This is a genomic window from Kitasatospora sp. NPDC114501, from assembly GCF_055633695.1.
Genome location: NZ_JBVKDS010000002.1, coordinates 195692 through 221062, shown reverse-complemented (window position 1 = coordinate 221062; position 25371 = coordinate 195692). Strand labels below are relative to the sequence as shown.

Annotated in this window: 28 protein-coding genes; 12 read left to right on the top strand and 16 right to left on the bottom strand. The window is 74.2% G+C overall.

All coding sequences use genetic code 11. From position 1 onward, the window contains the following. Positions 1-4: 4 nt before the first annotated feature. The 4 genes from ACZ7RU_RS04540 to sigE form a co-directional block, all read right to left on the bottom strand. On the bottom strand, positions 5-673 hold the full coding sequence (locus ACZ7RU_RS04540; protein WP_470339466.1) for a hypothetical protein: 669 nt from the start codon (positions 671-673) through the stop codon (positions 5-7). A gap of 232 nt (positions 674-905) precedes the next feature. Beyond that, on the bottom strand, positions 906-1340 hold the full coding sequence (locus ACZ7RU_RS04535; protein ID WP_470339465.1) for a sec-independent translocase: 435 nt from the start codon (positions 1338-1340) through the stop codon (positions 906-908). 125 nt (positions 1341-1465) lie between these two features. Next, the gene (locus ACZ7RU_RS04530) at positions 1466-2356 is read right to left on the bottom strand and encodes a zf-HC2 domain-containing protein (RefSeq protein ID WP_470339464.1); all 891 of its coding nucleotides are present in this window, start codon (positions 2354-2356) and stop codon (positions 1466-1468) included. A 122-nt stretch (positions 2357-2478) separates the two neighbouring features. Continuing rightward, entirely contained in the window at positions 2479-3210 is a 732-nt protein-coding gene (gene sigE, locus ACZ7RU_RS04525; protein ID WP_470339756.1) for an RNA polymerase sigma factor SigE, read from the bottom strand. 288 nt (positions 3211-3498) lie between these two features. On the opposite strand from sigE, the gene ACZ7RU_RS04520 reads away from it, so the two are divergent. Next, entirely contained in the window at positions 3499-4131 is a 633-nt protein-coding gene (locus ACZ7RU_RS04520; protein WP_207809516.1) for an O-methyltransferase, read from the top strand. 135 nt (positions 4132-4266) lie between these two features. Here ACZ7RU_RS04520 and ACZ7RU_RS04515 read toward each other — a convergent pair whose 3' ends face one another. After that, positions 4267-4434 (bottom strand): DUF3117 domain-containing protein, encoded by a 168-nt coding sequence (locus ACZ7RU_RS04515; RefSeq protein ID WP_014137929.1) that lies wholly within the window; start codon positions 4432-4434, stop codon positions 4267-4269. Between the two features lie 297 nt (positions 4435-4731). On the opposite strand from ACZ7RU_RS04515, the gene ACZ7RU_RS04510 reads away from it, so the two are divergent. Further along, on the top strand, positions 4732-5532 hold the full coding sequence (locus ACZ7RU_RS04510) for an enoyl-CoA hydratase-related protein (RefSeq protein WP_470339463.1): 801 nt from the start codon (positions 4732-4734) through the stop codon (positions 5530-5532). On the opposite strand, the gene ACZ7RU_RS04505 is transcribed toward ACZ7RU_RS04510, so the two are convergent. Together ACZ7RU_RS04505 and ACZ7RU_RS04500 are read right to left on the bottom strand one after the other, a co-directional pair. Next, entirely contained in the window at positions 5529-6128 is a 600-nt protein-coding gene (locus tag ACZ7RU_RS04505) for a DNA-3-methyladenine glycosylase I (RefSeq protein WP_470339462.1), read from the bottom strand. The genes ACZ7RU_RS04510 and ACZ7RU_RS04505 overlap by 4 nt on opposite strands. Then, positions 6125-6565 (bottom strand): DivIVA domain-containing protein, encoded by a 441-nt coding sequence (locus ACZ7RU_RS04500; protein WP_470339461.1) that lies wholly within the window; start codon positions 6563-6565, stop codon positions 6125-6127. Before ACZ7RU_RS04500 ends, ACZ7RU_RS04505 begins: the two co-directional genes overlap by 4 nt. A 181-nt stretch (positions 6566-6746) precedes the next feature. On the opposite strand from ACZ7RU_RS04500, the gene folP reads away from it, so the two are divergent. Further along, positions 6747-7559 carry a dihydropteroate synthase gene (gene folP, locus ACZ7RU_RS04495; protein ID WP_470339755.1) on the top strand — a complete coding sequence of 271 codons (813 nt, stop codon included), beginning with the start codon at positions 6747-6749 and terminating at the stop codon, positions 7557-7559. Positions 7560-7578: 19 nt separating this feature from the next. Here the strand turns inward: folP and ACZ7RU_RS04490 are convergent, their stop codons facing one another. Both ACZ7RU_RS04490 and dapE read right to left on the bottom strand, forming a co-directional pair. Then, a complete protein-coding gene (locus ACZ7RU_RS04490) occupies positions 7579-8388 on the bottom strand; it encodes an LOG family protein (protein WP_401114092.1) in 810 nt (269 codons plus the stop codon). Positions 8389-8499: 111 nt separating this feature from the next. Next, positions 8500-9576: a succinyl-diaminopimelate desuccinylase gene (gene dapE, locus ACZ7RU_RS04485; RefSeq protein ID WP_470339460.1), complete on the bottom strand. Its 1077-nt coding sequence runs from the start codon at positions 9574-9576 to the stop codon at positions 8500-8502. A 215-nt stretch (positions 9577-9791) separates the two neighbouring features. Here dapE and ACZ7RU_RS04480 point away from each other — a divergent pair, with 215 nt between their 5' ends. Beyond that, on the top strand, positions 9792-10829 hold the full coding sequence (locus tag ACZ7RU_RS04480; protein ID WP_470339459.1) for a VldE C-terminal domain-containing protein: 1038 nt from the start codon (positions 9792-9794) through the stop codon (positions 10827-10829). Positions 10830-11133: 304 nt separating this feature from the next. After that, positions 11134-11940, top strand: a complete 807-nt coding sequence (locus ACZ7RU_RS04475; protein WP_470339458.1) for a hypothetical protein — start codon at positions 11134-11136, stop codon at positions 11938-11940. An 81-nt stretch (positions 11941-12021) separates the two neighbouring features. On the opposite strand, the gene dapC is transcribed toward ACZ7RU_RS04475, so the two are convergent. Continuing rightward, a complete protein-coding gene (dapC, locus tag ACZ7RU_RS04470; RefSeq protein WP_470339457.1) occupies positions 12022-13170 on the bottom strand; it encodes a succinyldiaminopimelate transaminase in 1149 nt (382 codons plus the stop codon). A gap of 20 nt (positions 13171-13190) precedes the next feature. Continuing rightward, positions 13191-13517 carry a ferredoxin gene (gene fdxA, locus ACZ7RU_RS04465; RefSeq protein ID WP_030061559.1) on the bottom strand — a complete coding sequence of 109 codons (327 nt, stop codon included), beginning with the start codon at positions 13515-13517 and terminating at the stop codon, positions 13191-13193. A gap of 130 nt (positions 13518-13647) precedes the next feature. Between fdxA and ACZ7RU_RS04460 the strand changes: the two genes are divergently transcribed. Beyond that, positions 13648-14661: a GNAT family N-acetyltransferase gene (locus tag ACZ7RU_RS04460; protein ID WP_470339456.1), complete on the top strand. Its 1014-nt coding sequence runs from the start codon at positions 13648-13650 to the stop codon at positions 14659-14661. Between the two features lie 125 nt (positions 14662-14786). Continuing rightward, positions 14787-15659 carry a transglutaminase family protein gene (locus ACZ7RU_RS04455; RefSeq protein WP_401114076.1) on the top strand — a complete coding sequence of 291 codons (873 nt, stop codon included), beginning with the start codon at positions 14787-14789 and terminating at the stop codon, positions 15657-15659. A gap of 52 nt (positions 15660-15711) precedes the next feature. Here ACZ7RU_RS04455 and ACZ7RU_RS04450 read toward each other — a convergent pair whose 3' ends face one another. Then, positions 15712-16341: a response regulator gene (locus tag ACZ7RU_RS04450; protein ID WP_470339455.1), complete on the bottom strand. Its 630-nt coding sequence runs from the start codon at positions 16339-16341 to the stop codon at positions 15712-15714. An 83-nt stretch (positions 16342-16424) separates the two neighbouring features. Between ACZ7RU_RS04450 and ACZ7RU_RS04445 the strand changes: the two genes are divergently transcribed. Next, positions 16425-17369: a MerR family transcriptional regulator gene (locus ACZ7RU_RS04445; protein ID WP_470339454.1), complete on the top strand. Its 945-nt coding sequence runs from the start codon at positions 16425-16427 to the stop codon at positions 17367-17369. After that, positions 17363-17854 carry a GNAT family N-acetyltransferase gene (locus ACZ7RU_RS04440; RefSeq protein WP_470339453.1) on the top strand — a complete coding sequence of 164 codons (492 nt, stop codon included), beginning with the start codon at positions 17363-17365 and terminating at the stop codon, positions 17852-17854. The genes ACZ7RU_RS04445 and ACZ7RU_RS04440 overlap by 7 nt, the downstream gene beginning before the upstream one ends. 129 nt (positions 17855-17983) lie before the next feature. On the opposite strand, the gene ACZ7RU_RS04435 is transcribed toward ACZ7RU_RS04440, so the two are convergent. The 4 genes from ACZ7RU_RS04435 to ACZ7RU_RS04420 form a co-directional block, all read right to left on the bottom strand. Continuing rightward, positions 17984-19234 carry a sensor histidine kinase gene (locus ACZ7RU_RS04435; RefSeq protein ID WP_470339452.1) on the bottom strand — a complete coding sequence of 417 codons (1251 nt, stop codon included), beginning with the start codon at positions 19232-19234 and terminating at the stop codon, positions 17984-17986. Positions 19235-19242: 8 nt separating this feature from the next. Next, entirely contained in the window at positions 19243-19965 is a 723-nt protein-coding gene (locus tag ACZ7RU_RS04430; protein WP_470339451.1) for an ABC transporter permease, read from the bottom strand. Further along, positions 19962-20912 (bottom strand): ABC transporter ATP-binding protein, encoded by a 951-nt coding sequence (locus ACZ7RU_RS04425; RefSeq protein ID WP_470339450.1) that lies wholly within the window; start codon positions 20910-20912, stop codon positions 19962-19964. Before ACZ7RU_RS04425 ends, ACZ7RU_RS04430 begins: the two co-directional genes overlap by 4 nt. Before the next feature lie 210 nt (positions 20913-21122). Beyond that, the gene (locus ACZ7RU_RS04420) at positions 21123-23276 is read right to left on the bottom strand and encodes a S9 family peptidase (protein ID WP_470339449.1); all 2154 of its coding nucleotides are present in this window, start codon (positions 23274-23276) and stop codon (positions 21123-21125) included. Between the two features lie 314 nt (positions 23277-23590). Between ACZ7RU_RS04420 and ACZ7RU_RS04415 the strand changes: the two genes are divergently transcribed. Genes ACZ7RU_RS04415 through ACZ7RU_RS04405 form a run of 3 tightly spaced genes read left to right on the top strand, consistent with a single transcriptional unit; the run spans position 23591 to position 25177 of the window. After that, positions 23591-23785 (top strand): DUF2304 family protein, encoded by a 195-nt coding sequence (locus ACZ7RU_RS04415; RefSeq protein WP_188296382.1) that lies wholly within the window; start codon positions 23591-23593, stop codon positions 23783-23785. Positions 23786-23813: 28 nt separating this feature from the next. Further along, positions 23814-24722: an N-acetyl-1-D-myo-inositol-2-amino-2-deoxy-alpha-D-glucopyranoside deacetylase gene (gene mshB / locus ACZ7RU_RS04410; RefSeq protein WP_470339448.1), complete on the top strand. Its 909-nt coding sequence runs from the start codon at positions 23814-23816 to the stop codon at positions 24720-24722. Next, the gene (locus ACZ7RU_RS04405) at positions 24719-25177 is read left to right on the top strand and encodes a DUF6113 family protein (RefSeq protein WP_470339447.1); all 459 of its coding nucleotides are present in this window, start codon (positions 24719-24721) and stop codon (positions 25175-25177) included. The genes mshB and ACZ7RU_RS04405 overlap by 4 nt, the downstream gene beginning before the upstream one ends. Positions 25178-25371 lie beyond the last annotated feature (194 nt).

Sequence of the window (25371 nt, the reverse complement as noted above, 5' to 3'; positions counted from 1 at the left end):
GGCGCTACGGCCGGGTGTAGGCGGCCAGGTCGGGGACGGTGGAGAAGCCGATGCCGTAGGCGCTGACGCCGCGGCCGTAGGCGCCGAGCAGGACGCCGGGGGCCTCGCCGGCCAGCACCCAGCCGTACTCGGACTCGCGGTAGCGGAAGGGCTGCGGCAGGCCGTTGACCGGCAGGCTGAGCGTGGACCAGCCGGGGCCCGCCAGGTCGTCGGCGAGGTCCCAGGCGAGGCTGCTCTGCTGGTCCAGCCAGTCCTGGCGCAGCGCCCGGTCCAGCTGACCGGGCCAGGTCCCGGCGAGCAGGCCGGAACCGGCCAGCCAGGCGGCGGAGGAGGCGGAGGTCGCCTCCAGGGTGCCGGTGTTGTCGGCGCTGCGGCGGCTGTCCCGGCGGGCCACGGTGACCACGACGGCGAACTTCCGCACGTCGCGCGGCTCGTACCGCTGGGCCGGCTCCTCGCCGTGGCCGAGCGAGCCGTAGTCGACGCTGCCCGCGGTGCGGGGGCCGGCGCCGGCCTGCACCAGGTAGCGACGGCCGGTCCAGCCCTCGTCCAGCCCGTACCAGGGGAAGTCGGCGGACAGGTAGGGCACCAGCGGGTCCGCCGGGCCGGCCTGTCCGCCGACCACCGGGCCGCCGGCCGTGGCCGTCGCCCCTCCCGTCTGACTCGTCGCGTCCATCCCCGGGCCTCCTCAAACACACGTTTGCCTGCCGTGGCGCGCTCCCATGGTGGCGCACCGCGGCGCTCCCCGGGGCCGTTCCCGGTCCGCGACGGGCGCGGAGTGACGGACGGCTCAGCGGGAGCAATCAGCACAATAGCGGCGCACACGCCGCCGCCCCGCTCAGCCGGGTGGCCGGGCGGGGCGGTGGCGCGGCGCCGGGACGCCGAACGCGGTACGGACCGGACGCGGATCAGGTGGCGTCGGGGTCGAACGGGGGACGCTCGCCGGGCGCCAGCGGGGCGCCGGTGGAGGCGGGGGCCGGGTCGGACTTCTCGAAGCTGACGCTGCCGCTGCGGCCGTTGACCGGCCCCGTCGGCTTGTCGTCCAGGACGGAGCGGAGGTCCAGCGAGTCCTTCATCTCCTTGAGGCCCAGCGGGTCCTCCTGGCCGCCCATCAGCTGCTTGCGGACGAAGGTCTTGGGGTTGAGGTCCTCGAACTCGAAGTCCTGGAACTCGGGGCCCAGCTCGCTGCGGATGTCCTCCTTCGCGTTGTCGGCGAAGGAGCGGATCTTCCTGATGAAGCCCATGGTGTCCTGGATCAGCTTCGGCAGCTTGTCCGGACCGAAGATGATGATCGCCATGATGACGAGGGTCAGGAGCTCCAGCCCACCTACGTCGCTGAACACCTTTGCTCCCTAGCTCGTCGGACGACGGTTCCTACAGGGTAATGGCCACCGGCGAGTCCCTGGTCCACGCTGGGATGAAGCCGTGGTAAAGACCTGCCGGTGGCCGAGGACCGTCGAGGGCGGCTCTAGCGGATCTGCTGGCGCAGTGCGGCGACGCCCCCGGGGAAGCGCTCCGGGGAGCCCGACGGGGCCGCGTCACGGGTCACGGCGACCGGGCGGCCCGGGAAGTCCACCGGGACCTGCGCGTTCATCGGGACGAGGCCGCCGCGGCCGGTGCCGGGACCGGTGCCGGGGCCGGGCGGGCTGACGGTGGTGCCGTGGCGCTCCTCGCCCTGCGTGCTGAGCCCGCCGACGCCGCCGAGCGTCACCGCGGCGACGGAGAAGGCGCCCGCGGCGGCGAACACCAGCCGGCGGCCCCGCGCGGCGGGGCGGAGGGCGGCCGCGGACGGCTGCGGCCGGGCCGGGACGGCGGGCTCGGGGCGGGCGGTGCGCCGGCCCATCAGCGGCCGCAGCACCGCGCCGCGCCCGAAGGCGCGCGGGTCGACCCCGGGCAGCGGGGCGCCGGCGCCGAGCGCGCCCGCGCCGAAGGAGGCCCCGGCGCCGCGGCCGAAGGAGCCGCCGTCGAGCCGGCTGCCGCCGAGCGTGCCGGCGGCCGCGACCCCGCCGCCGGGCAGGTCGTCGTCGTCATCGCGGCGCCCGCGACCGGCCGGCCGGTCGCGGTCCGCCGGGGCGTCGTCGGGGAGGTTGCCGACGGCCATCAGGCGGGCCATCAGCGCGGAGGACGGGCCGGGGGTGCCGGTGCCGCTCAGCAGGTGCTTGACGGCGCGGCCCTCGTCGGCCTCGGCGAGGCACTGCGGACAGGTCGCCAGGTGGGCCTGGACGCGGTCGCGCGAGTCGTGGCCGAGTTCGCCGTCCAGGAAGGCGGAGAGGCGCTCGCCGAGGTGGTGCTCCTCGGCGGCGGGCGCGGCGGGACGGACGGGAAGCGCGTGCAGCGCCGTGTCCGCGGGCAGTGCCACCGCGGAAAGCACGGGCTCACCGGGTTCGTCGCCTCCGCGACGGCCCGGCAGGGCCCAGCCCCGTCGGCTCGGAGGCCGGTCGGACGCGTCCGACCGGTCCGAACCGGACCGGCTGGTTCCGCTCACGATCGCCTCCGTCCGCGCCCACCGGGCGCGACCGCGGCCTCGACCGCGCCGACGCCCACCGGCACCGGCTCCTCCGAGCCGCCGCGGCGCTCACGGCCGGGGGCCGAGCCGGGGGCGCGGTGCTTGAGCGCGGCGCGCAGGTGCGAGCGGCCGCGGTGGATGCGGCTGCGGACGGTGCCGAGCTTGACGCCCAGCGTGGCGGCGATCTCCTCGTAGGACAGGCCCTCGATGTCGCAGAGCACCACGGCGGCACGGAACTCCGGCGCGAGGGTGTCCAGGGCCTGCTGCACGTCGGCGTCGAAGTGGGTGTCGCTGAAGTGCTGGGCCGGGCTGGGCTCGCGGGAGGCGAGCCGCTCGGCCGCGTCCTCGCCGAGCGCGTCGAAGCGGATGCGCTGGCGGCGGCGGACCATGTCCAGGAAGAGGTTGGTGGTGATCCGGTGCAGCCAGCCCTCGAACGTGCCGGGGGTGTAGGTGGACAGCGAGCGGAACACCCGGACGAAGACCTCCTGGGTGAGGTCCTCGGCGTCGTGCTGGTTGCCCGTCAGGCGGTAGGCCAGCCGGTAGACCCGGGCGCTGTGCGCCTCGACGATCTCCTCCCAGGTGGGCGGAGTCCAGGTCTGCGCGTCGGGACCCTCGGTGAAGGTCGCGAGGGCGGGGGCCTCGGTGGCACCGGCGGCCGGCGTGGCGGCCCCGGGCTGGTCCAGGTCGGAGTGCGCAGGCTGGTTCATCACGGGCTTCGGCGTACGGGCCGACGAGGTGCCGCGGAAGTGCCGCCGCACGGGGACGTCGCCCTCGGCCACACCTCCTCGGTCGGCTCTTCTGCCCAGCAGGGCCACCACCATATCCACCTCACCCGTCAAGCCCGGATAAAAGTGCCCGGGAGGTCTTCCGTACCCGGTCCGACATGACAACGGCCCGCCGCCGTACGCGGTTCCCGGTCGGCCAGTAATCTGTGCCAGGAAATATCGACATCCCTCGGCACCGGGCCGTCGCCCGGGGCTCCGAAAGAGGCAGCCATCAGCGAGTTCGGGCCCGCACGCGCGGCCCTCGCCGACACCTACGTGGGCGAGGACGCCGTGCTGACCTACGCCCGGGCACAGTCCGCGCGGACCGGGATACGGGCGATCGGGCCCAGCGGCGGGGCCTGCCTGCGCCTGCTGGCGGCCGCGCTGGACGCCAAGGCGGTGGCCGAGATCGGCACCGGCACCGGGGTGTCCGGGGTCTACCTGCTGCGCGGGATGCGGCCGGACGGCGTGCTCACCACGGTGGACTCGGAGCCGGTGCGCCAGCAACTGGCCCGCGAGGCGTACCAGGCGGCCGGGTTCGCGGCCAACCGCTCCCGGTTCATACCGGGCCGGGCACTGGAGGTGCTGCCCCGGCTCGCCGACGGCCAGTACGACCTGGTGTTCTGCGACGGCGACCCGGCCGAGTCCCGCGAGTACCTGCTGGAGTCGCTGCGACTGCTGCGGCCCGGCGGGATGGTCTGCTTCGAGGGGGTCTTCCAGGAGGGCCGACTGGCCGAGCCGGAGCTCCAGGACCCGCAGACCGGAGCGGTCCGGGACCTGGTCAGGGACGTGCGGGAGAGCGAGGCTCTGCTGCCGGCGCTGCTGCCGGTGTCGGACGGGCTGCTCTGCGCCGTCAAGCGCTGAACCCGGCGCCCCTCGGGGCCCCGGGCCGCCGGCCCGCGGACCCGGGCCGGGAAAACGTGCGGACCCGGGCCGACAGGACGTCGTACCCGGGCCCGGCAGCGCATCTCCAGGAGATGGCGCGAGCACCTGCTGCGGTCAGCCGCAGGCCTTCTTCAGGGCCTCGCCGAGGGCGTCGGCCTCGTCAGGCGTGAGCTCCACCACAAGGCGTCCGCCGCCTTCGAGCGGAACGCGCATGATGATGCCCCGCCCCTCTTTGGTGACTTCGAGCGGGCCGTCACCCGTCCGCGGCTTCATGGCCGCCATGCTCGTTCCCCTTCCTGCAACCGCTCAGCTACGCACCGGCAGTCCGTCCACCGCCGGTATCGAACGCATTGATCGGAAGCCATTATCCCGCATGCCACGGGCTGATGACCAACATCACTCTCGGTGCAACCACGACCGGACCGCCCCCAACCGCCGCAATTCATGTCATAAGCCCCGGCGTGGCGGCAGCGCGGAGACCACCGGAAGGTGCGATACCTCACACTCCCCAGGTCCCCGTGTGCTCCGGCATCCTGACACACACGACCGACACCGCCTCGACCCCGGGAGCCCTCACCCATGTCCGATTCCGTGCTGTACGACCTGGACGGCGGCCTCGCCGTCATCACCATCAACCGCCCGGAGGCGATGAACGCCCTCGACGTGGCCACCAAGGTCGCGCTGCGCGACACCGTGGCCGCCGCGGCCGAGGACCCGGCGGTGCGGGCCGTACTGCTGACCGGGGCGGGCGAGCGGGCGTTCTGCGTCGGGCAGGACCTGAACGAGCACCTGGCCATGCTGAAGCGGGCCGAGGAGACCGGCGAGGGCGCGCTGCGCACCGTCGCCGAGCACTACAACCCGCTGGTGCGGGCGCTGGCCGGGATGCGCAAGCCGACCGTCGCCGCGGTCGGCGGGGTGGCGGCCGGCGCCGGCGCCTCGCTCGCCCTCGCCTGCGACTTCCGCATCCTGTCCGACCGGGCCGGCTTCAACACCGCCTTCGCCGGGATCGGGCTGACCGCCGACTCGGGCGCCTCCTGGACGCTGCCCCGACTGGTCGGGCACGCCAAGGCGACCGAGCTGCTGATGCTGCCGCGGACGGTGAAGGCCGCCGAGGCGATGGAGCTGGGCCTGGCCACCAAGGTGGTGCCGGCCGGGGAACTCGCCGCCACCGCACGGGTCTTCGCCCGCGAGCTGGCCGAGGGCCCGACCGTCGCCTACGGCGCGATCAAGGAGTCGCTGGCGTACGGCGCCTCCCACTCGCTGGACGAACTCCTCGACAAGGAGGACGAGTTGCAGACGCTGGCGGGCGAGAGCGAGGACCACCGGATCGCGGTGCGCGCCTTCATCGCCAAGGAGAAGCCGAAGTACCTGGGCCGCTAGGGCAGTTGCCCGGCGGCGGAGCGGACGTGGCAGTCCGCCAGGTGGTCGTCGACCAGTCCGCAGGCCTGCATCAGGGCGTAGGCGGTGGTCGGGCCGACGAAGCGGAAGCCCGCCTTCTTCAGCGCCTGAGCCAGCGCCGTCGACTCCGGCGTGACGGCCGGCACCTCGCTCAGCGCGCGGGGGGCCGGCCGGCCCGGCTCGGCGGCGAAGCGCCAGATCAGCGCGTCCAGGCCGCCCTCCAGATCGCGGGCGACCCGGGCGTTGGCGATCGCCGCGTCGATCTTGGCCCGGTTGCGGATGATGCCGGTGTCGGCGAGCAGGCGCTCCCGGTCCGCCTCGCCGAACTCGGCGACCCTGGCGATCTCGAAGCCCGCGAAAGCGGCCCGGAAGCCCTCGCGGCGGCGCAGGATGGTCAGCCAGGACAGGCCGGACTGGAAGGCCTCCAGGCAGACCCGCTCGAACAGCGCGTCGTCGCCGTGCACCGGGCGGCCCCACTCGGTGTCGTGGTAGACCCGGTAGTCGGCGGTGGAGTCGCCCCAGCCGCAGCGGCGCAGGCCGTCCGCGCCGAGCACGGCGCCCTCGACGGCGTCCGTCACTTCTCCGTCCCCGGCTTCGCGTCCTCGGGGGCCCGGTCCGCGGCCGGCTGGGCGGCGGGCACCACGGCCGGCTCGACCACCTGGGCGAACTCCTCCAGGCCGGGCAGCGGTTCGGCCGCCGGGTCGGGGGCGCTGGTCGCCTCGACCGCGCCGCGCAGGTGGGCGGCGGCCTCCAGCTCGGCGATCCGCGCGTCCCGGTAGGCGAGTTCGGCGCCGAGGCGGTCCAGGACGTCGTCCACCTCGTCCATCCGGTAGCCGCGCAGCGCCATCGGCAGGCGCAGTTCGTCCACGTCCGCCTTGCCCAGCGGGCGGTCCTGCGGCAGTCGCGCGGAGATGCGGTCCGGTGCCGCCTCCGGCATCGAGCCGCCCCCGCCGAGCGCCACCAGGGCGGCACCGCCGACCACCACGGCCATGGCGACCACGATCACCCAGAACACGAGCTGTCCTCCCGAACTCCCGGCCGGTCCGCTATGTGGTGGCAGGTAACCACACTGATCATGACAGCATGGTCCCTTAGTGAGGCCGGGGGCCATCATCGCACCCGTAGGAGCTGTGGAGGAGACATCGGTGGCACTGCGCCTGGGACCGCGGGAATTCGGTGACGACGAGCTGGTGATCATGGCGATCGTCAACCGGACGCCGGACTCGTTCTTCGACAGGGGCGCGACCTTCGCCGACGAGGCCGCCTTCGCCGCCGCGGACCGGGCGATGGCCGAGGGCGCGGCGATCCTGGACATCGGCGGGGTGAAGGCCGGGCCGGGCGACGAGGTCACGGTCGAGGAGGAGCTGCGGCGCACCGTGCCCTTCGTGGCCGAGCTGCGCAAGCGCCACCCCGGGGCGGTGATCAGCGTGGACACCTGGCGGCACGAGGTCGGCGAGGCGGTCTGCGAGGTGGGCGCGGACCTGCTGAACGACGCCTGGGGCGGGGTGGACCCGAAGCTCGCCGAGGTGGCCGCCCGGTACGACGCCGGGCTGGTCTGCACCCACGCGGGCGGCGCCGAGCCCCGTACCCGGCCGCACCGGGTCGGGTACGAGGACGTGATGGCGGACATCCTGCGGGTGACGGTCGGCCTGGCCGAGCGCGCGGTGGAGCTGGGCGTGCGGCGGGACGCGGTGGTCATCGACCCGGGGCACGACTTCGGCAAGAACACCCGGCACTCGCTGGAGGCCACCCGGCGGCTGCCGGAGATGACCGCGACCGGCTTCCCGGTGCTGGTCTCGCTCTCCAACAAGGACTTCGTCGGCGAGACCCTGGACAGGCCGGTGAACGAGCGGCTGCTCGGCACCCTGGCCACCACCGCGGTCTCGGCCTGGCTGGGCGCCCGGGTCTACCGGGTGCACCAGGTCGCGGAGACCCGCCAGGTGCTGGACATGGTCGCCTCGATCCGGGGCACCCGCCCCCCGGCGGTCGCCCGCCGGGGGCTGGCGTAAGGCCCGGGGGCCTCTGGCCTTAGATCTCGCCGGCGGGCCGGCGGGCGTCGGCGAGGATCTTCATGACCTCGTCGATCTCGTCGGTGATGTGGAACAGCTCCAGGTCGTGCGGGGCCGCCTTGCCCTGCTCGACCAGGGTGTTCTTCAGCCACTCGTAGAGCCCGCCCCAGTAGGCGCTGCCGTAGAGGATCACCGGGAAGCGGGTGACCTTCTTCGTCTGGACCAGGGTGAGCGCCTCGAACAGCTCGTCCAGCGTGCCGAGGCCGCCGGGCAGGACCACGAAGCCCTGCGCGTACTTCACGAACATCGTCTTGCGGACGAAGAAGTAGCGGAAGTTCAGTCCGAGGTCGACGAACTCGTTGAGGCCCTGCTCGAAGGGCAGCTCGATGCCGAGCCCGACGCTGAGGCCGCCGGCCTCGGAGGCGCCGCGGTTGGCGGCCTCCATCGCGCCGGGGCCGCCGCCGGTGATCACCGCGTAGCCGGCCTCGGCGAGGGCCCGGCCGATGGCCACGCCCGCCTGGTACTCGGGTGAGTCGGCCGGGGTCCGCGCGGAGCCGAACACGCTGATGGCGGGCGGGAGTTCGGCGAGGGCGCCGAAGCCCTCGACGAACTCGGAGGTGATCCGCAGCACCCGCCACGGGTCGGTGTGCAGCCAGTCGGTGGGACCGGTGGTGTCCAGCAGGCGCTGGTCGGTGGTGCTGGTACCGACCTGGTCCCGGCGCACCAGCACCGGGCCCTGCTGCTTCTCGGGCCAGGCCTTCTTCTTCCGCGGCACCCCGACCTGCTCGGGACCGTGACCGTAGTGCTTCTCGTCTCCTGTGCCTGTCATGACGAAACCCTACGCCCGCCCTCCCCCGTTTTCAGGCAACGGGGGAAGGTCGGTTGAGCAACCGGAAGGTGGCGTTCGGCCGTTGATCGGACGATCGGCGCGGTGCCCGGCTCAGCTGGTCAGCCAGGCGCGTAGCCGCTCCTCGACCTCGGCGATGGCGCTCAGCGAGCAGTGCTCCTCGCGCTTGTGCGCCAGGTTCGGGTCGCCGGGGCCGTAGTTGACCGCCGGGACGCCGAGCGCGCTGAACCGGGCGACGTCGGTCCAGCCGAACTTGGCCCGGGCCTGGCCGCCGGTGGCCGCCAGGAAGGCCTGGGCGGCCGGCTGGGCGAGCCCGGGCAGGGCGCCGGCGGCGAAGTCGGTGACGGTCAGCTCGAAGCCGTCGAAGACCTCGCGCACGTGCTTCTCCGCGTCCGCCTCGCTGCGGTCCGGCGCGTAGCGGAAGTTGACGGTGACGACGCACTCGTCCGGGATCACGTTGCCCGCCACGCCGCCGTCGATGCGGACCGCGTTCAGGCCCTCGCGGTACTCCAGGCCGTCGATCTCCACCCGGCGCGGCCGGTAGTCCGCGAGCCGGGCGAGCACCTCGGCGGCGTGGTGGATGGCGTTGTCGCCGAGCCAGCTGCGGGCCGCGTGGGCGCGCACGCCGGTGAGCCGCACCTGGGCCCGCAGGGTGCCCTGGCAGCCGCCCTCGACCATGCCCCCGCTGGGCTCCATCAGCACCGCGAAGTCGCCGGTCAGCCACTCCGGGCGGTCCTTGGCGAGGTGGCCCAGGCCGTTGCGGTGGGCCTCCACCTCCTCGCAGTCGTAGAAGACGAAGGTGAGGTCGCGGTTGGGCTCGGGGAGCGTGGCGGCGAGGCGCAGCTGGACGGCGACGCCGGACTTCATGTCCGAGGTGCCGCAGCCGTAGAGCAGGTCGCCCTCGACGTACGAGGGGAGGTTGTCGGCGATCGGCACGGTGTCCAGGTGGCCGGCCAGGACGACGCGCTCGGACCGGCCCAGGTTCGTCCGGGCGACCACGTTGTTGCCGTGGCGGTCCACGGTGAGGTGCGGGTAGCCGCGCAGCGCGGCCTCGACGGCGTCGGCGAGGGCCTGCTCGTCGCCGCTCACCGAGGGGAAGTCGACGAGCCGGGCGGTCAGCGTCCCGCCGTCGAGAGTGAGGTCCAGGGGCGTCGGATTCGGGCTGCTCATGGGGCCAGCCTAGGGCCTGTCCTCGGACTCCCGCCGTCCGTCCGGTGGGCTCGCCCGGCGCCCGGGCCGGACTCGCCGGCCCGGGCGCCGGGAGGCGCGTGGACGGACATCGGCAACCGGAGGGCGCCGCACATCCGTCCGAGTGGGTACGGTGTCGCATTCAGGGAGCAGGCGCGAGAGGGGCGACGGTGGCCAGGAGAAGGAGCAGCGAGGAGTTGGGCGACGAAGAGGAGCCCACTCGCCGCCGCGGGCCGCTGCGCGCCCTGCTGATGGTGATCGTCGGGCTGCTCGGCCTGGCCCTGGTCGCCGGTCTGGCCGTGGTCGGGATCTGGTGGTTCGGCTTCAAGCCGGGCGCGTCCGAGGAGTGCTCGGTGAAGACCGCGGCCGGCAACGGCACCCTGGAGCTGCCGCAGGCCGCCAACGCCGCGACGATCGCCGCGGTGGCGCGCTCGCGCGGGCTGCCGGACCGGGCCACCACGATCTCGCTGGCGACCGCCATGCAGGAGTCCAAGCTGCGCAACCTCGCGGGCGGCGACCGGGACTCGATCGGACTCTTCCAGCAGCGGCCGTCGATGGGCTGGGGCACCCCGGCGCAGATCGCGGACCCGGTGTACGCGACCAACAAGTTCCTGGACGGCCTGGTCAAGGTCCCCGGCTACACCCGGATGCCGCTGACCGACGCCGCACAGACGGTGCAGAAGAGCGGCTACCCGCAGGCCTACGCCAAGCACGAGACCAAGGCGACGCTGCTCACCACGGCGCTGGCCGGGCGGGAGCCCGCCTCGTTCTCCTGCGTGGTGCACGACTACGCCAAGCCGGATCCGGCGGACTCCGCCTCCGCCTCCGCCGCCCCGGGCGCCACGGCGACCCCGGCCGCGGCGCCGGACCGGGCCCAGGTGCTGTCCGAGCGGGTGCGCCGGGAGTTCGGCCGCACGGTGACCCCGGCGACCGGCTACGCCTCGACCATCAAGGGCGCCGAGAACGCCGTCTCACTGACCCCGGACCCGGCCACCGCCGCGCTGACCTCCTCCTCCGAGTCGGGGGCGGACGGCGGGGTGGGCGCCGAGCGGGCGAGTGGCTGGGAGGTCGCCCACTGGGCGGTCGCCCAGGCCCAGCAGCTGGGCATCGCGACGGTCGCCTACGACGGGAAGATCTGGCGCAAGTCCAAGTCCGAGGACGGCTGGCAGACCCAGACCTCGGGGACCTCGACCAAGCTCGTCCAGGTCACGCTGGCCCCGGCCGACAAGGGCTGACGCACTGGTGTTCGGGTTGCCGCCGGTCGGGTGATTCCGGTCAACCCCGGTGGACCGGCCTCCCCCTCCGGCGAACCGGGGTGGAGAACCGTCACTCCCCTTGGCCGGGGCCGGTTCGACGACGTCCGACCGGGCCCGGCGGACGGCCCCACTGCGGTCGTACGATCCGATGGTCGGTCAGGAAGTTTCCTTGCACCGGCCGAAACCTTCTGGCTTCTCAAGCGGTAACAACGTCGTCCGCCCGGTCGTCCACTCCCGGTCCCTAGGGCGGACGGGACGGACCCAGACCCCTTCGAGGAGCCCCATGTCTCACCCCCTCACGCGCCGGATCGCCCAGGCCGCGCTCATCGTGGCCGCCGGAGCGACCCCGCTGGTCGCGGCCGGCTCCGCGTCCGCCCTGGGCGGGGACGCCCTGCTGCCCAAGAGCGACCTCGCGGCACCACTGGGCCAGCTGACCAACAACGACACCGGTTCCACCCTCCAGCACACCACCCACCAGCTCGGCCAGGCCGCCGGCACCACCGGCGCGGCCACCGTCGCCGCGGGTGTACCGGCCTCCGCCGATGCCGCGGGCAACATCGTCGCCCAGCAGCTTCCCGAGGCGAACGAGAAGGCCGGCTCGCTGACCGCTCCGGTCGACCAGACCGCCGCGACCGCGGGCCAGCTCTCCTCGGTCACCCCGAAGGTCGCCTCGGCCCTGGCCGGCAAGCTCGGCGAGGCCGTCACCGGCCAGAGCACCGGCACCCGCAGCGCCACCGCCGACAGCGGCCCGCTCGGCGGGCTCACCCAGGCCGGCTCGGTCACCCAGGCCGTGCCGGGCGCCGAGACGCTCACCGGCGCCGTCCCCGGCGGCACCGCCGTTGCCGACGCCCTGCCGGTCGGCGCGGTGCAGCGTGCGCTGCCGCTCGGCTCGGTCGAGCGCGCCCTGCCGGCCGACCTGCCCGCCACCGACGTGCTCGGCCTCGCCGAGCACGGGTCGGCCAACCGCCTCGGCGGCGCCGACCTCGGCTCGAACAACCCGCTGTCCGGCCTCACCGGCGCGCTCGGCCCGCTCGGCGGCCTGCTGGGCGGCCTCAACGGCGGCAACCTCACCGGCGGCCTGCCGCTGTAACCCCCGCCTCCCCGGAGAAGCCCGAAGGGGGCCGGTGTCCGTGACACCGGCCCCCTTCGCCGTACGGTCCCCCGGGTGCGGTCAGCGCGCCGCGCCCAGCCGCTCCACGGCCGCGGCGACCCGCTCGTCGGTCGCCGTGAACGCCACCCGCACGAAGCGGTCGCCGGCCGGCCCGTAGAAGTCGCCGGGCGCCACCAGGATGCCCAGGCCGGCCAGTTCGGCCACGGTCTCCCAGCACGGACGGTCCTGGGTCGCCCACAGGTAGAGGCTCGCCTCGGAGTGCTCGATCCGGAAGCCGTACGCCTCCAGCGCCGCCCGCAGCGCCGAGCGCCGGGCCGCGTACCGCTCGCGCTGCTCGGCCACGTGCGCGTCGTCCGCGAGCGCGGCGACCGTCGCCGCCTGCACCGGCGCCGGCACGATCATGCCGCCGTGCTTGCGCACCTCCAGCAGCTCCCTGACCACCACCGGGTCGCCCGCCACGAAGGAGGCGCGGTAGCCGGCCAGGTTGGAGCGCTTGGAGAGCGAGTGGACGGCCAGCAGGCCCTCGTGGCCGTCGCCGCAGACCTCCGGGGCCAGGACCGACACCGGGTCGGCCTCCCAGCCCAGCTCCAGGTAGCACTCGTCGCTGACCAGCAGCGCCCGATGCTCCCGGGCCCACTCGACGGCACGGCGCAGCTCGTCCGCGCCCAGCACCCGGCCGGTCGGGTTGGACGGCGAGTTCACCCAGAGCAGGCGCACCCGGGAGCCGTCCAGCTCGTCCACCGAGTCGTACTCGACCGGCTCGGCGCCGCACAGCCGGGCGCCCACCTCGTAGGTCGGGTAGGCCAGCCGCGGGTAGGCGACCTGGTCCCCGGGGCCGAGGCCGAGCTGGGTCGGCAGCCAGGCCACCAGCTCCTTGGAGCCGACGGTCGGCAGCACGGCCTGCGGGCCGATCCGCGCGCCGAGCCGGCGGTGCAGCCAGCCGGCGATCGCCTCGCGCAGCTCCAGCGGGCCCCAGACGGTCGGGTAGCCGGGGGTGTCGGTGTGCCCGGCCAGCGCCTTCTGGATCACCTCGGGGACCGGGTCCACCGGGGTGCCGACGGAGAAGTCGCAGAGTCCGCCGGAGTGGGCCAGGGCGGTCTTCTTGTACGGCTCCAGCTTGTCCCAGGGGAAGACCGGAAGCTTGTCCGAAACGCGGCGCGCCGCCCCCGGGTGGCCCGGGAACGGCGCGCGCGTGCTGTTGGTGCTCACAGCTGAATTGCCACCGATCGTCAGTGGTCGGCGTTCTGCGGCGGCAGAGCGGCGATGAACGGGTGGTCACGCTCGATCAGGCCGAGCTTCGAGGCACCACCGGGCGAACCCAGGTCGTCGAAGAACTCGACGTTCGCCTTGTAGTAGTCCTTCCACTCCTCCGGAGTGTCGTCCTCGTAGAAGATCGCCTCGACCGGGCAGACCGGCTCGCACGCGCCACAGTCGACACACTCATCCGGGTGGATGTAGAGCGATCGCTCGCCCTCGTAGATGCAGTCAACCGGGCACTCTTCGATGCACGCCTTGTCCTTCACGTCGACACAAGGCTGCGCGATGACGTAGGTCACGCTGTCGTTCCTCCTCGGAAGGGCCTGGTGGCCCGTTCTGTTCTGCTGCCGTGCGCGGTGAGCGCGGCGTCGTCGATGCCCGCCCCTAGTATCGCGGGTCGGAGACCGCGAATGCACAGGAGGTGGCCAGATGGCGACGGAGAACCCGGTCGGCGACCGTCCGGAGGTCCGGATAGATCGCTCTGACGTGGGACGACGCGTGTCCGTCCGCCGCCTTGCGGAGTTCGTGGACGACCGGCCGGTGTTCCGCGATTCGATCGGCGTGCTCACATCGTGGGACGATCATGGGTTGACGATCGCCCCGCGCTCCGGCGACCCGGTGTTCCTGCCGGAGAAGCTGCTGGTCGCGGGCAAGGTCGTACCGCCGTTTCCGGCCCGGCGGGTCCCCCGGCCGGTCACCACTCCGATCGAGTTGCAGCGGATCGCCGGTCGCGGCTGGCCCGCCGTCGAGCAGGAGCGGCTCGGCGAGTGGACGCTGCGCGCGGCGGCCGGTTTCACCCGGCGGGCCAACTCCGTCCAGGCCCTCGGGGACCCGGGGCTGCCGCTGCCTCAGGCGCTGGCGGCGGTCCGCGCCTGGTACGCGGCGCGCGGGCTGCCCGCGTACGTCGAGGTGGTCTCCCCCGGCTCGCCGGAGACGCTGGTCGCCGAGCTCGACCGGCTCGGGGCCGCGTACGCGCCCACCCTGGTCCTCACCGCCCCGCTGGCCGGGCTCGCCCGGGCCGGCAGCGGGCCGGAGCGGGTGCGGCTGGCGCGCACCGCGGACGACCGGTGGCTGTCGGTGTACCGGCGGGTGAGCGGCGACCCGGCGGTGGAGGAGGCGGCCCGGCGGGTGCTGCACGGCGGCCCCTCGGTCTGGTTCGCCACCGTGCCGGGCGCCCCCGGGCAGCCGCCGCTGGCGATCGGACGCTGCGTCATCGAGGGGGACTGGGCCTGCTTCGGCGCGATCGAGGTCCAGCCGTACGCCCGGCGGGCCGGGCTGGCCACGGCGGTCATGGCGGTGCTCGCCTCGCGCGCGGCCGAGGAGGGGGCGAGCGGCGGGTACCTCCAGGTCGAGGCGGAGAACGCGGGGGCGATCGCGCTCTATGCCGGGCTCGGGTTCACGACCAGTCACACTTACCACTACGCCCTGCTTCCCCAGGGGTAGCCGCCAGGCCGTACCGTTCGGCCGTCCGCCGGTTCGTCCGTCCGTCCGTTCGTCCGCCCGCCCGTCCGCCAGTTCGCCCGTCCGCCGTCTTGTCCGTCCGCCGTACGAAAGCCGTCGCCGTCACCGTGACCGAGCAGAGCAGAGACCGCTTCCGGACCGCCGCCCGTTCCGAGCAGCCCGACCCGGTGCTGCTGTGCCTGCTCGCCGCCGCCGAGCACGGCATGGTGCCCGACCCCGGCGACCCCGGTGAGCCGCCGGGGGTGGACGCGCTGCTCGCCGCCTGCGAGGCCGCGCTGGAACGGCACGCGGCGGCGGTCCGGCAGGCGGTCGCCGAGCGGGCGCCCACCGGGCCGGAGGAGACCGCCGCCCTGCTCGCCGCGGTCCTCGGCGGGCGGGAACGCTTCCACGGGCGGCAGTCGGACTACCGGCGGCTGGAGTCCTCACTGCTGCCCGAGGTGCTGCGGCGGCGGCGCGGACTGCCGATCACCCTCTCCCTGGTCTGGATGGCGGTCGGCCGGCGGGCCGGGCTGGCCGTCCACGGCATCGCGCTGCCCGGCCACTTCATCGTCGCGGTCGGCGGCCCGGCGGGCGGCGAGGAGTACGTCCTGGCCGACCCGTTCCACGGCGGGCGGCTGCTCGACCAGGAGGACGTCGAGCGGCTGGTCGCCGCCGCCGGGGAGGAGTTCACCCCCGCCCTGCTCACCCCGGCCCAGCCGCTGGAGATCGTGCTGCGGGTGCTCGGCAACATCCGGGTCTGGGCCGCCGACCGCCCCGAGCACGCCCGCACCCAGCTCTGGGCCACCGAACTCGCCCTGCTGCTGCCCCGGCACCCCGCCCAGCTGCGCCTGGAACGGGCCGAACTCCTCGTCCGCACCGGGGACTTCCTCGGCGGCTCGGCGGAGATGGACGCCTACGCGCAGATCCTGGACGCCTTCGACCCGGACACCGCCGCCAAGGTCCGGCAGGAGGCCCGGGCGGCCCGGCACCGGCTCAACTGAACCGGGCGGCGCTTCCCGAGCCGGTACCCGGCGCCGGTGCCCCGGGGCCGCTCTAGAGCCAGCCCTTCTCGCGGGCGATCCGGACCGCCTCGGTGCGGTTGCGGGCCTCGGTCTTCTGGATCGCCATCGACAGGTAGTTGCGCACCGTCCCCTCGGACAGGTGCAGCCGCCGGGCGATGTCCGCGTTCACCGCGCCGTCGGCGGCCGCGCCCAGCACGTCCCGCTCACGCGGCGTCAGCGGGTTGGCACCCTCGGCCAGCGCGGCGGCGGCCAGCACCGGGTCGATCACCCGCTCGCCGCGCAGCACCCGGCGGATCGCCTCCGCCAGCTCGGCGGCCGGCGCGTCCTTCACCAGGAAGGCGTCCGCACCCGACTCCATCGCCCGGCGCAGGTAGCCGGGCCGGCCGAAGGTCGTCGCGATGACCACCTTCGTCCCGGGCGCCCGGTCCCGCAGCTCGGCGGCCGCCTCGATGCCCGTCATCCCCGGCATCTCGATGTCCAGCACGGCGACCTGCACGTCGTTCGCGAGCACCGCCGCCACCACCTCGTCCCCGCGCCCGACCTGCGCGACGACGTCGATGTCCCCCTCCAGCCCGAGCAGCGCGGCCAGCGCCTCCCGGACCATCCCCTGATCCTCGGCGAGCAGCACGCGGATCGAGGCCCCGTTGTCAGTGTCGTTCATGGCCACGACCTTAGGGCCCTGGCTCCACCCCCCGGGCCGACGGGCTTGCGTCTCCGGTAAGGGGAGAGTCCAGAGTGGGCCCCATGGACGGCAGCGACACGCTCTACTCGATCGGCGACCTGGCCCGCCGCACCGGACTCACCGTCAAGGCCATCCGGTTCTACGCCGACACCGGCCTGGTGCCGCCCACCGACCGCAGCGCCGCCGGCTACCGGCGGTACGACGTCCACGCCCTCGCCCGGCTGGACCTCGTCCGCACCCTGCGCGAGCTCGGGCTCGACCTGCCCGCGATCCGCCGGGTACTGGAGCGGGAGGCCCCGCTGCACGAGGTCGCCGCCGCGCACGCCGAAGCGCTGGAGGTGCAGATCCGCACGCTCCGGCTGCGCCGGGCGGTGCTGCTCGCCGTCGCCCAACGCGGTTCCACACCCGAGGAGATGAGACTCATGCACAAGCTCGCCAAGCTCTCCGACGCCGAACGCCGGCGCCTGGTCCACGACTTCATCGACGAGGCATTCGGCGGCCTGGACGCCAACCCGGAGTTCGTCGCCCTGATGCGCTCCGCCATGCCCGAACTGCCCGACGAGCCGACGGCCGAGCAGGTCGAGGCCTGGGTCGAGCTGGGCGAACTCGTCCAGGACCCGGACTTCCGGGCGGCGGTGCGCCGGATGGCCGAACAGCAGGCTGCCGAGCGCGCCGACGGGGACCGCACCGGCCTGCACACCGAGCTCACCCGGACGGTGACCTCCCAGGTCCGGGCCGCGCTGGCGGCCGGCATCGCCCCCGCCTCCCCCGCCGCCGACCCGGTGGTCGCCACCCTCACCGCCGCCTACGCCGAGGTCTTCGCCCGCCCGGACGACGCCGGCCTGCGGCAGTGGCTGTTCGACCGCCTCGCGACCGCCGACGACCCCCGGGCCGAGCGCTACTGGCAGCTGATGGCGACCATCAACGGCTGGCCGGTCCAGGAGAGCCTGCGGGACGTATTCGAGTGGTTCACCGAGGCCCTTCGGGCCAGACTGGCGGAATGCTGACCCTGGAACCGCTGCGCCCCGACCACGCCGAGGCCCTGCTCGATTTCGAGCGCACCAACCGCGCCTTCTTCGCCCGCAGCGTCCCGGACCGCGGCGACGACTACTTCGCCCGGTTCGCGGACCGCCATGCCGACCTCCTCGCCGAACAGGCCGAGGGCGTCTGCCGGTTCCACGTGGTCCGCGACGCGGCCGGCGTCCTGGTCGGCCGCGTCAACCTCGTCGACCTCGCCGACGGCGGCGCCGAACTCGGCTACCGCATCGCCGAATCCGCCACCGGCCGGGGCATCGCCGGCGCCGCCGTCGCCGAGGTCTGCCGGCTCGCCGCCACCGCCTACGGCCTCCGTTTCCTGACCGCCGTCACCACCGTCGACAACCCCGCCTCCCAGGCCGTCCTCACCCGCAACGGCTTCGAGCGCGAACACGAGTTCCTCCTCGGCGACCGCCCCGCCCTCGTCTACCGCCGCGACCTGGCCGGCCTCGGCTGAGGGCACACCCTTCCGTTCCGCAACGGCCACCCACCGCCCGGGAGTGCGGGAACCCGCCGCGGTGGGAAGTCGGCCGGGCCGGCTTCCCACCGCGCGCGGCGCCCGTTCCGTGCCGGAACCGCCGCCGCCCTAGGGGGTCTTCGACACGGGCGCGGCCACCGTCCGCAGCGGCACCGACGCCCGCAGCCGGAAGCCCCGTCCGCGCTCTCCCGGCCCGGTCTCCAGCCGCCCGCCGACCAGCGCCAGCCGCTCCTCCAGCCCGGACAGGCCGTTGCCCGGCTGGGACTTGCCCGGCCCGCGCCCGTTGTCGGTGACCTCCAGGACGGCGTAGCGCTCGCCGCTCGCCTCCCAGCTCTCGTCCGCCGTCACCGTGCAGACGGTGGCGTCCTCGCCGTGCCGGACGACGTTGGTGACGGCCTCGCGCAGCGCCCAGGCCAGCGCGCCGGTCTCCTCGTCGGCCAGCGACGGCCAGGCGTCCACCAGTTCCGGCGAGGCCTCCAACCGGACCTGCGCGGCTGCCAGCGCGGTACGGGCGGCGGCCAGTTCGACCGGCAGGGTCGGGCGGCGGAATCCGGTCACCGCCTCCCGGACGTCGATCAGCGACTGCCGGGCGACCTGCTCGATGTCGGCGACCTGTGCCCGCGCCGCCTCGTCCTTGCCGGCGTCCATGAACCGCCCGGCCAGCTCGCTCTTCAGGGTGATCAGCGACAGCGAGTGCCCGAGCAGGTCGTGCAGGTCGCGGGCCAGCCGCAGCCGCTCCTCGGAAGCGGCCAGGTGGGCGACCGCGGCCCGGGCCTCGCGCAGTTCCTTCATGGTGGCGACCAGCCGCTGAAGCCCGGTCATCGCGACGCCGGAGAGGAAGGCGCTGAGCGCGAAGGTGGCGACGTTGTCGATACTGGCCCCGATGCCCGTCCCGACCGCGGCGGTGAGCACGCCCATGGCGACCAGGGCGCGCACCGCGTACCGGCCCGGCACGATGATCGCGACGCACACCGAGGCGTAGATGAACAGGGTCAGGAAGGCGGGGCCGAGCCCGACGGAGGCGGCGACGGCGAGCCCGACCATCGTCGTGACGATCACCAGGCAGGCCCGCGGCCGCATCCCGGCCTGGGAGCGGAAGACCACCAGCAGGACGTAGGCGACCACGAACCCGGCCAGGCAGCACCAGCCGAGCACCGTCCCGGCCGTGCTGTGACCGCCGCCCAGCAGGTCGCCGGCCGGGTACGCCAGGTAGAGCATCCACAGCATCATCCAGGCGACCTTGACCAGCAGCTGCCGCCTGCTCTCCACCGGGGAGCCGGGCACGTTCATGAACGACGCGCGCGCCACGCCCGCCTCCGGCGGTTCGTCGGAGCGGTGGGCCTGGCGCGCGTCAGTCATGTCGATCATCATGCCTGGCGGGTGTCGCGGCGGTACAGCACGGCCGCGGCGGTGGCGAACACGGCGAGGAAGGCGGCCAGCCCGGCGACCGCGCCGGTGTCCAGGGAGTGCCCGGGCTGGGTGAAGCCGGCCAGGTGGTTGTACAGGTACACCGGGTCGAACCGGGCGAACCTCTCCAGCGAGCCGGTCACCGGGAACCACGTCCCGCCGAACAGCGCCATCACCATGTAGGTGACCATCACGATGGTCTGCACCGAGTCCGGCGCCGCCGCGTAGCCGAGCGCCACCCCGAGCGCCGCGAACACGAAGCTGCCCAGCCACAGGGCCGCCAGCAGGCCGAGCCACTGCGTCGCGCTCAGCGAGACGCCCTGGGTCGCGCCGATCGCGAAGACCACCAGGATCGCCGGCAGCGTGGTCACCGAGCTCGCGGCGATCTTGCCGAGGGTGTACGCCCGGCCGGGCAGCGCGGTCAGCCGCAGCTGGCGCGTCCAGCCGCTCTTGCGCTCCAGCGAGATCCGCTGCGCGCTGCCGCTCAGCACGCCGCCGACCGCGCCGAAGGTGGCCATCGAGACCATGAAGTACGTCTTCACCGGCAGGCCGCCGGCCAGCTTGGAGGAGTCGTAGGCGTGGATGAAGAAGAAGTACATCAGCGCCGGGTAGGCGATGGTGAAGAGCAGGTAGCGCCGGTTGCGGAGGGTCCGCAGGATCTCCAGCCATATCAGCGTGGTCATCGCGCACCCTCCAGGGCGGCCTCGTAGCGGTCCTGTTCCCCGGTGATGGTCAGGAAGGCCTGTTCCAGGCCCACGCCGGTCACCTCCAGCCCGCGCGGGTAGAGCCCCGCCCGGTAGATCCCGGCCACGCAGGCGTCGGCGTCCGCGGTCCGGATCCGCACCGTCCGCACCCCCGGGACCCTCGCGGTGACGTCCAGCGACTCGACGCCCGGCAGCGTGCGCAGCACCGTCTCGTCGAGGGACCGCCCGTCCGCGTCGTGGAGTTCGAAGGCGACCCGGCGGGCGCCGGCCCGCGCCTTGATCTCCGCCGAGCTGCCGTCGGCGATCAGCCGGCCCCGGTGCAGCACCAGGACGCGGTCGGCGATCGAGTCGGCCTCCTCCAGGTAGTGGGTGGCGAACAGCACCGTGCGCCCGGCGTCGGCCTGGGCGCGCATGCTCGCCCAGAACGACTGCCGCACACTGACGTCCATGCCGGTGGTGGGCTCGTCCAGCACGATCAGGTCGCTGTCGCCGGCGATGGCCAGGGCGAAGCGGACCCGCTGCTCCTGGCCTCCGGACAGCTTGTCGACCCGTCGTTCCGCCAGCTCGGTGATCCCGGCGTCGGTCAGCACCCCCGTGACCGACCGACCGCGCGGGTGCACGTCGCAGGCGAGCCGTACCAGCTCGCGCACCTTGACGTCGGACATCAGCCCGCCGCTCTGCAGCATCGCGCCGACCCGGCCGGCCTCGATCGCCGCCCGCGGGGCGCCGCCGAACAGGGTCACACTGCCCTGGTCGGGTTCGCGCAGGCCGAGCAGCAGGTCCAGGCTGGTGGACTTCCCGGCGCCGTTCGGCCCGAGCAGGGCGACGGTCTCGCCCGGCCTGAGCACCAGGTCCAGTCCGTCCACGGCGCGCACCCGCCCGTAGCTCTTGCCCGCGTCGCGGAAGGCGGCCACCTCGGTCACCATCGTCCCGCTCCTCTCCCCTGGGGGTGTCACGCCCGTGGTGTCACGGTCGGTGCTGTTCGCACCACCTCAGAGTCCCGCGCGGGCGGGTGGCGGCGGCAGTGTCCGCCGTCGTGCCTTCGGCATGACGGATGTCATGCCGGCGGCCGGTACCCGTGTCAGGCCGATCGGCCCGGACGGGTACCGGCCGCCGAAGCGCCGGTCAGGCGGGTGTCACAGGCCCAGCGAGCGCTTCACGAAGTCGACCTGGAGCAGCAGCAGGTTCTCCGCGACCTCCTCCTGCGGGGTCATGTGGGTGACGCCGGACAGCGGCAGCACGGTGTGCGGGCGCCCGGCGGCGAGCAGCGCCGAGGACAGCCGCAGGGTGTGCGCGGCCACCACGTTGTCGTCCGCCAGCCCGTGGATGATCATCAGCGGGCGCTCCAGGCCCGCCGCGTACCCGCTCAGCGAGTTGGCGGCGTACACCTCGGGCCGCTCGGCCGGGTCGCCCAGGTAGCGCTCGGTGTAGTGGGTGTCGTACAGCTCCCAGTCGGTGACCGGCGCCCCGGCCACCGCCGCGTGGAAGACGTCCGGGCGGCGCAGCACCGCGAGCGCGGAGAGGTAGCCGCCGTACGACCAGCCGCGGATGGCGACCCGGTCGAGGTCCAGCGGGAACTCCCCGGCGAGCGCCCGCAACGCGTCCACCTGGTCGTCCAGGGTGGCGCCGGCGAAGTCGAGGGCGATCGACTTCTCCCAGGCCGGCCCGCGTCCGGGGGTGCCGCGCCCGTCGGCGACGACCACGGCGAAGCCCTGGTCGGCGAACCACTGCGACTGGAGGTGCGGGTTGTGCGCCTGGTAGACGCGCTGGCCGCCGGGGCCGCCGTACGGGTCCATCAGGACGGGCAGCAGGCCGTCCCGTTCGCGGTCGTAGCCGGTGGGCAGGAAGACGGCGGCCGGGATGCGGCGCTCGCCGGCGAAGCGGAAGACCGGGCGGGCGGTGATGACCGGGGTCTCGGCGTACGAGGCGACGGTGGCGACGTCGTCGACCACCACGCCCTCGGGCAGGTCCCGGGCGACCTGCACCAGGGTGCCGGGCAGGTCGGGCTCGGCGGTGGCGCGCACGGTGATCCCGCCGCCGTGCACCGCGCTGGTGACGGAGGTGAACGGCCGTCCGTTGGCGGACTCCCAGGCCAGCCGGGTGCCGTCGTGGCTGATCCGGCCGACGCCGACCCAGCCCGGCTCGGGGTCGGCCTCCTCGGCGCCGCCGGAGGCGCTGAAGAACACCTCCCGCTCGGTGACCGCGACGACCGAGCGGACGTGCAGGTCGGCCCCGGTCACGGCGCGGTCGCCGATCACCAGCGCCCGCACTCCGCCCTCGTCGGAGATCCGGACCAGCTTGCCGTCCGGGGTCCAGGCCGGCGCGCCCGAGAACAGCTCCAGCCAGGCGCCGTCCTTCTCCTCGTGCAGCACCTCGGTGGCGCCGGTGGCGGTGTCCAGGCCGAGGATCCGCTGGCCGCGCTGGTCGCGGGTCTGGACCTGGAGCAGCGGTACGCCTCCCTTCGACCAGTGCACCCGGCCCAGGTACGGGTAGGCCTCGCGGTCCCAGAGCACCTCGGTGCGGCCGCCGTGCAGGTCGAGCAGCCAGAGCCCGACCTCGGCGTTGGCGCTGCCGGCCGCCGGGTAGGCGATCTCGGCGGGCTCGCGGTCCGGGTTCGCCGGGTCGGCGATCCACCAGCGGCGCACCGGGCTGTCGTCGGCGCGCTCGACCAGCAGCCGGTCGCCGTCCGGGGACCACCAGAAGCCGCGGTCGCGGCCCATCTCCTCCTGGGCGATGAACTCGGCCTGGCCCCAGGTGACGTTCGGGCCGTCCGGCTCGGCGAGCACCCGGTCGCCGCCGCCGTCGGCGCGGGTCAGCCGCAGTTCGCCGGCGGTGTTGGCGTACGCGACGTGGGTGCCGTCCGGGGACGGCCGCGGGTCCAGCAGCGGCCCTTCGGCGGGCAGTTCGGTGGTGGCGCCGGTGGCCAGGTCGGCGGTGAACAGGCGGCCGGAGAGGGCGAAGGCGGCCAGTCGGCCGGCCGCGTCCAGGGCGTAGCCGACGATGCCGGCCGAGCCCTCGCGGCTGCGCTCGCGGCGGGCCTTCTCGGCCGGCGAGAGGTCCTCCTCGCCGCCGCCGAGCAGTGCGGCCGGGTCGGCGGCGATCCGCTCCTCGCCGGTGGCGGTGTCGAGGGTCCAGAGCAGGTTGGCCCGGTCGCGGCCCGAGCGCGAGCGGAGGAAGACGACCCGCGAGCCGTCGGGCGCGACGGAGAAGGAGCGGGGCGCGCCGACGGTGTACCGCAGGGTCCGCGCGTACTGCCGGGGAAAGGTGTCGGCAGAGGTGTGGGAGGTCATGGCACCAGACCTTATGACGCCGGACCACCACCCCCGGACGCACGTTGATCACTCGTTCGGAGCATCGTCCGCAAGTGCACCCCAAAGGGGTCGAAACCGCCTCCGACCGGCCCATGCGCCCCTCGGATGCCCCCGCACCCCGGCGCACACGGCCTCACCGAAGGTAATGGCACCCTCACCCATCGGGTATGACTTGACCGGCGGGTGACCGTCGGGCCCCGTCCCGGACCGCGGTCGCCCGCAGCCCCCAGTCCCGCACCGTCCCTCGCCGCCCTCCCCCGGGGCGGCGTGCCCGAGAAGGGGTGTGAGCCGACATGGCCATGAACATCTCCGCCGCCGTGCTGATGCTGGTCATCGTGGTGGTGCTGATCCGCCGCTCCGGCCTGAAGCTGGCGCACGCCATCGTCTGCGCGCTGCTCGGCTTCTACCTGGCCTCCAGCTCGATCGCCCCGTCGATCAGCCAGGTCACCAGCAACCTCGCCGGAATGATCAACGGCCTGCGGCTCTGACCCTCGTGGCGGTCGTTAGGCTTCCCCCATGACCGCGACTACCGGACGCCGCCTCCTCCTGGTGCACGCGCACCCCGACGACGAGTCGATCGGCAACGGCGCCACCATGGCCCGGTACGTCGCCGAGGGCGCCCGGGTCACACTGGTGACCTGCACCCTCGGCGAGGGCGGCGAGGTGATCCCCCCGGAGCTGGCCCACCTGACGGCCGATCGGGACGACACCCTCGGCGCGTACCGGATCGGCGAGCTGACCGAGGCGATGCGCGCCCTCGGCGTGACCGACTTCCGCTTCCTCGGCGGCCCGGGGCGCTACCGCGACTCCGGGATGATGGGCGTGCCCGAGAACGACGTGCCCGGCTGCTTCTGGCGGGCGGACGTCGAGCAGGCGGCCGGCCACCTGGTCGCGGTGGTCCGCGAGGTGCGCCCGCAGGTGCTGGTCACGTACGACCCGGACGGCGGCTACGGGCACCCGGACCACATCCAGGCGCACCGGGTCGCGATGCGCGCGTACGAGCTGGCCGCCGATCCGGCGTACCGCCCGGAGCTGGGCCCGGCCTGGCGGATCGCCAAGGTGTACTGGAACCGGATGCCCCGCTCGGTGCTCGAGGCCGGGCTGGCCGAGGCCGCGGCCAAGGCGTCCTTCCCGGGTGTCGCGCGGCCCGCCGACATCCCCGGCGTGGTCGACGACGAGGTGGTCACCACCGTGCTCGACGGCGCCGCGTACGTGGGGCGCAAGCACGCCGCGATGGCCGCCCACGCCACCCAGATCACCGTGGACGGCGCCTTCTTCGCGCTCTCCAACGACCTCGCCCAGCCGCTGTTCGCCACCGAGTACTACCAGTTGGTGCACGGCCAGGCCGGGCCGGGCGAGCCGGAGGACGACCTGTTCGCCGGCCTCGCGTCCGACGCCCCGCAGCCCGAGGAGGGCGCCCGATGAGCAGGTCCGCCGCCCCGTCGCCGCGCCGCCCGCTGCCCGCCGTCGTCCTCGGCACCCGCGAGGAGCGGCTGGCCGAGGCCCAGCCCCCGCGCGTCGCCCGGATCGCGGCCTATGTCCTGTTCTTCCTGCTGGGCGTCGCGGTGTCGGTCTGCGGATCCTTTGTGCAGGCCCTGTGGCCGCCGGTGGGGGTCCTGCTGGCGCTCGCCGCGACCGCCGCCACCTTCTACGGGGGTCTGCGGGTCACCGGCACCCGGCTCGGCGCGGGCGTGCCCGCGGCCGGCTGGTTCCTGGCGATGCTGCTGCTGATCGTGCCCCGGGCCGAGGGCGACAACGTGCTGTGGTCCAACGCCACCTCGCTGGCCTGGCTGTTCGCCGGCTCGGTACTGGGCGTGATCTGCGCCACCCTGCCCACCCGCGCCAGCTGGTTCCCGGGGGCGCCCGGCCCCACCCGCTGACCCGGGTCGTGCGCGGCGTACGGTACCGCGTACGACGAGCAGTCAGGAGCTTGCGGCCTTACTCTCATACCGGAGGAACCGGACGTATCAGGATCTGTCCGAAGCCGTTCGCCGCTCAGTTCTTCCCAGTATGGTGGTCCCGCAGAACGCCGTACCCGACCGCCGCCCGCCCCCGTCAAGGCCCGGCGACCACG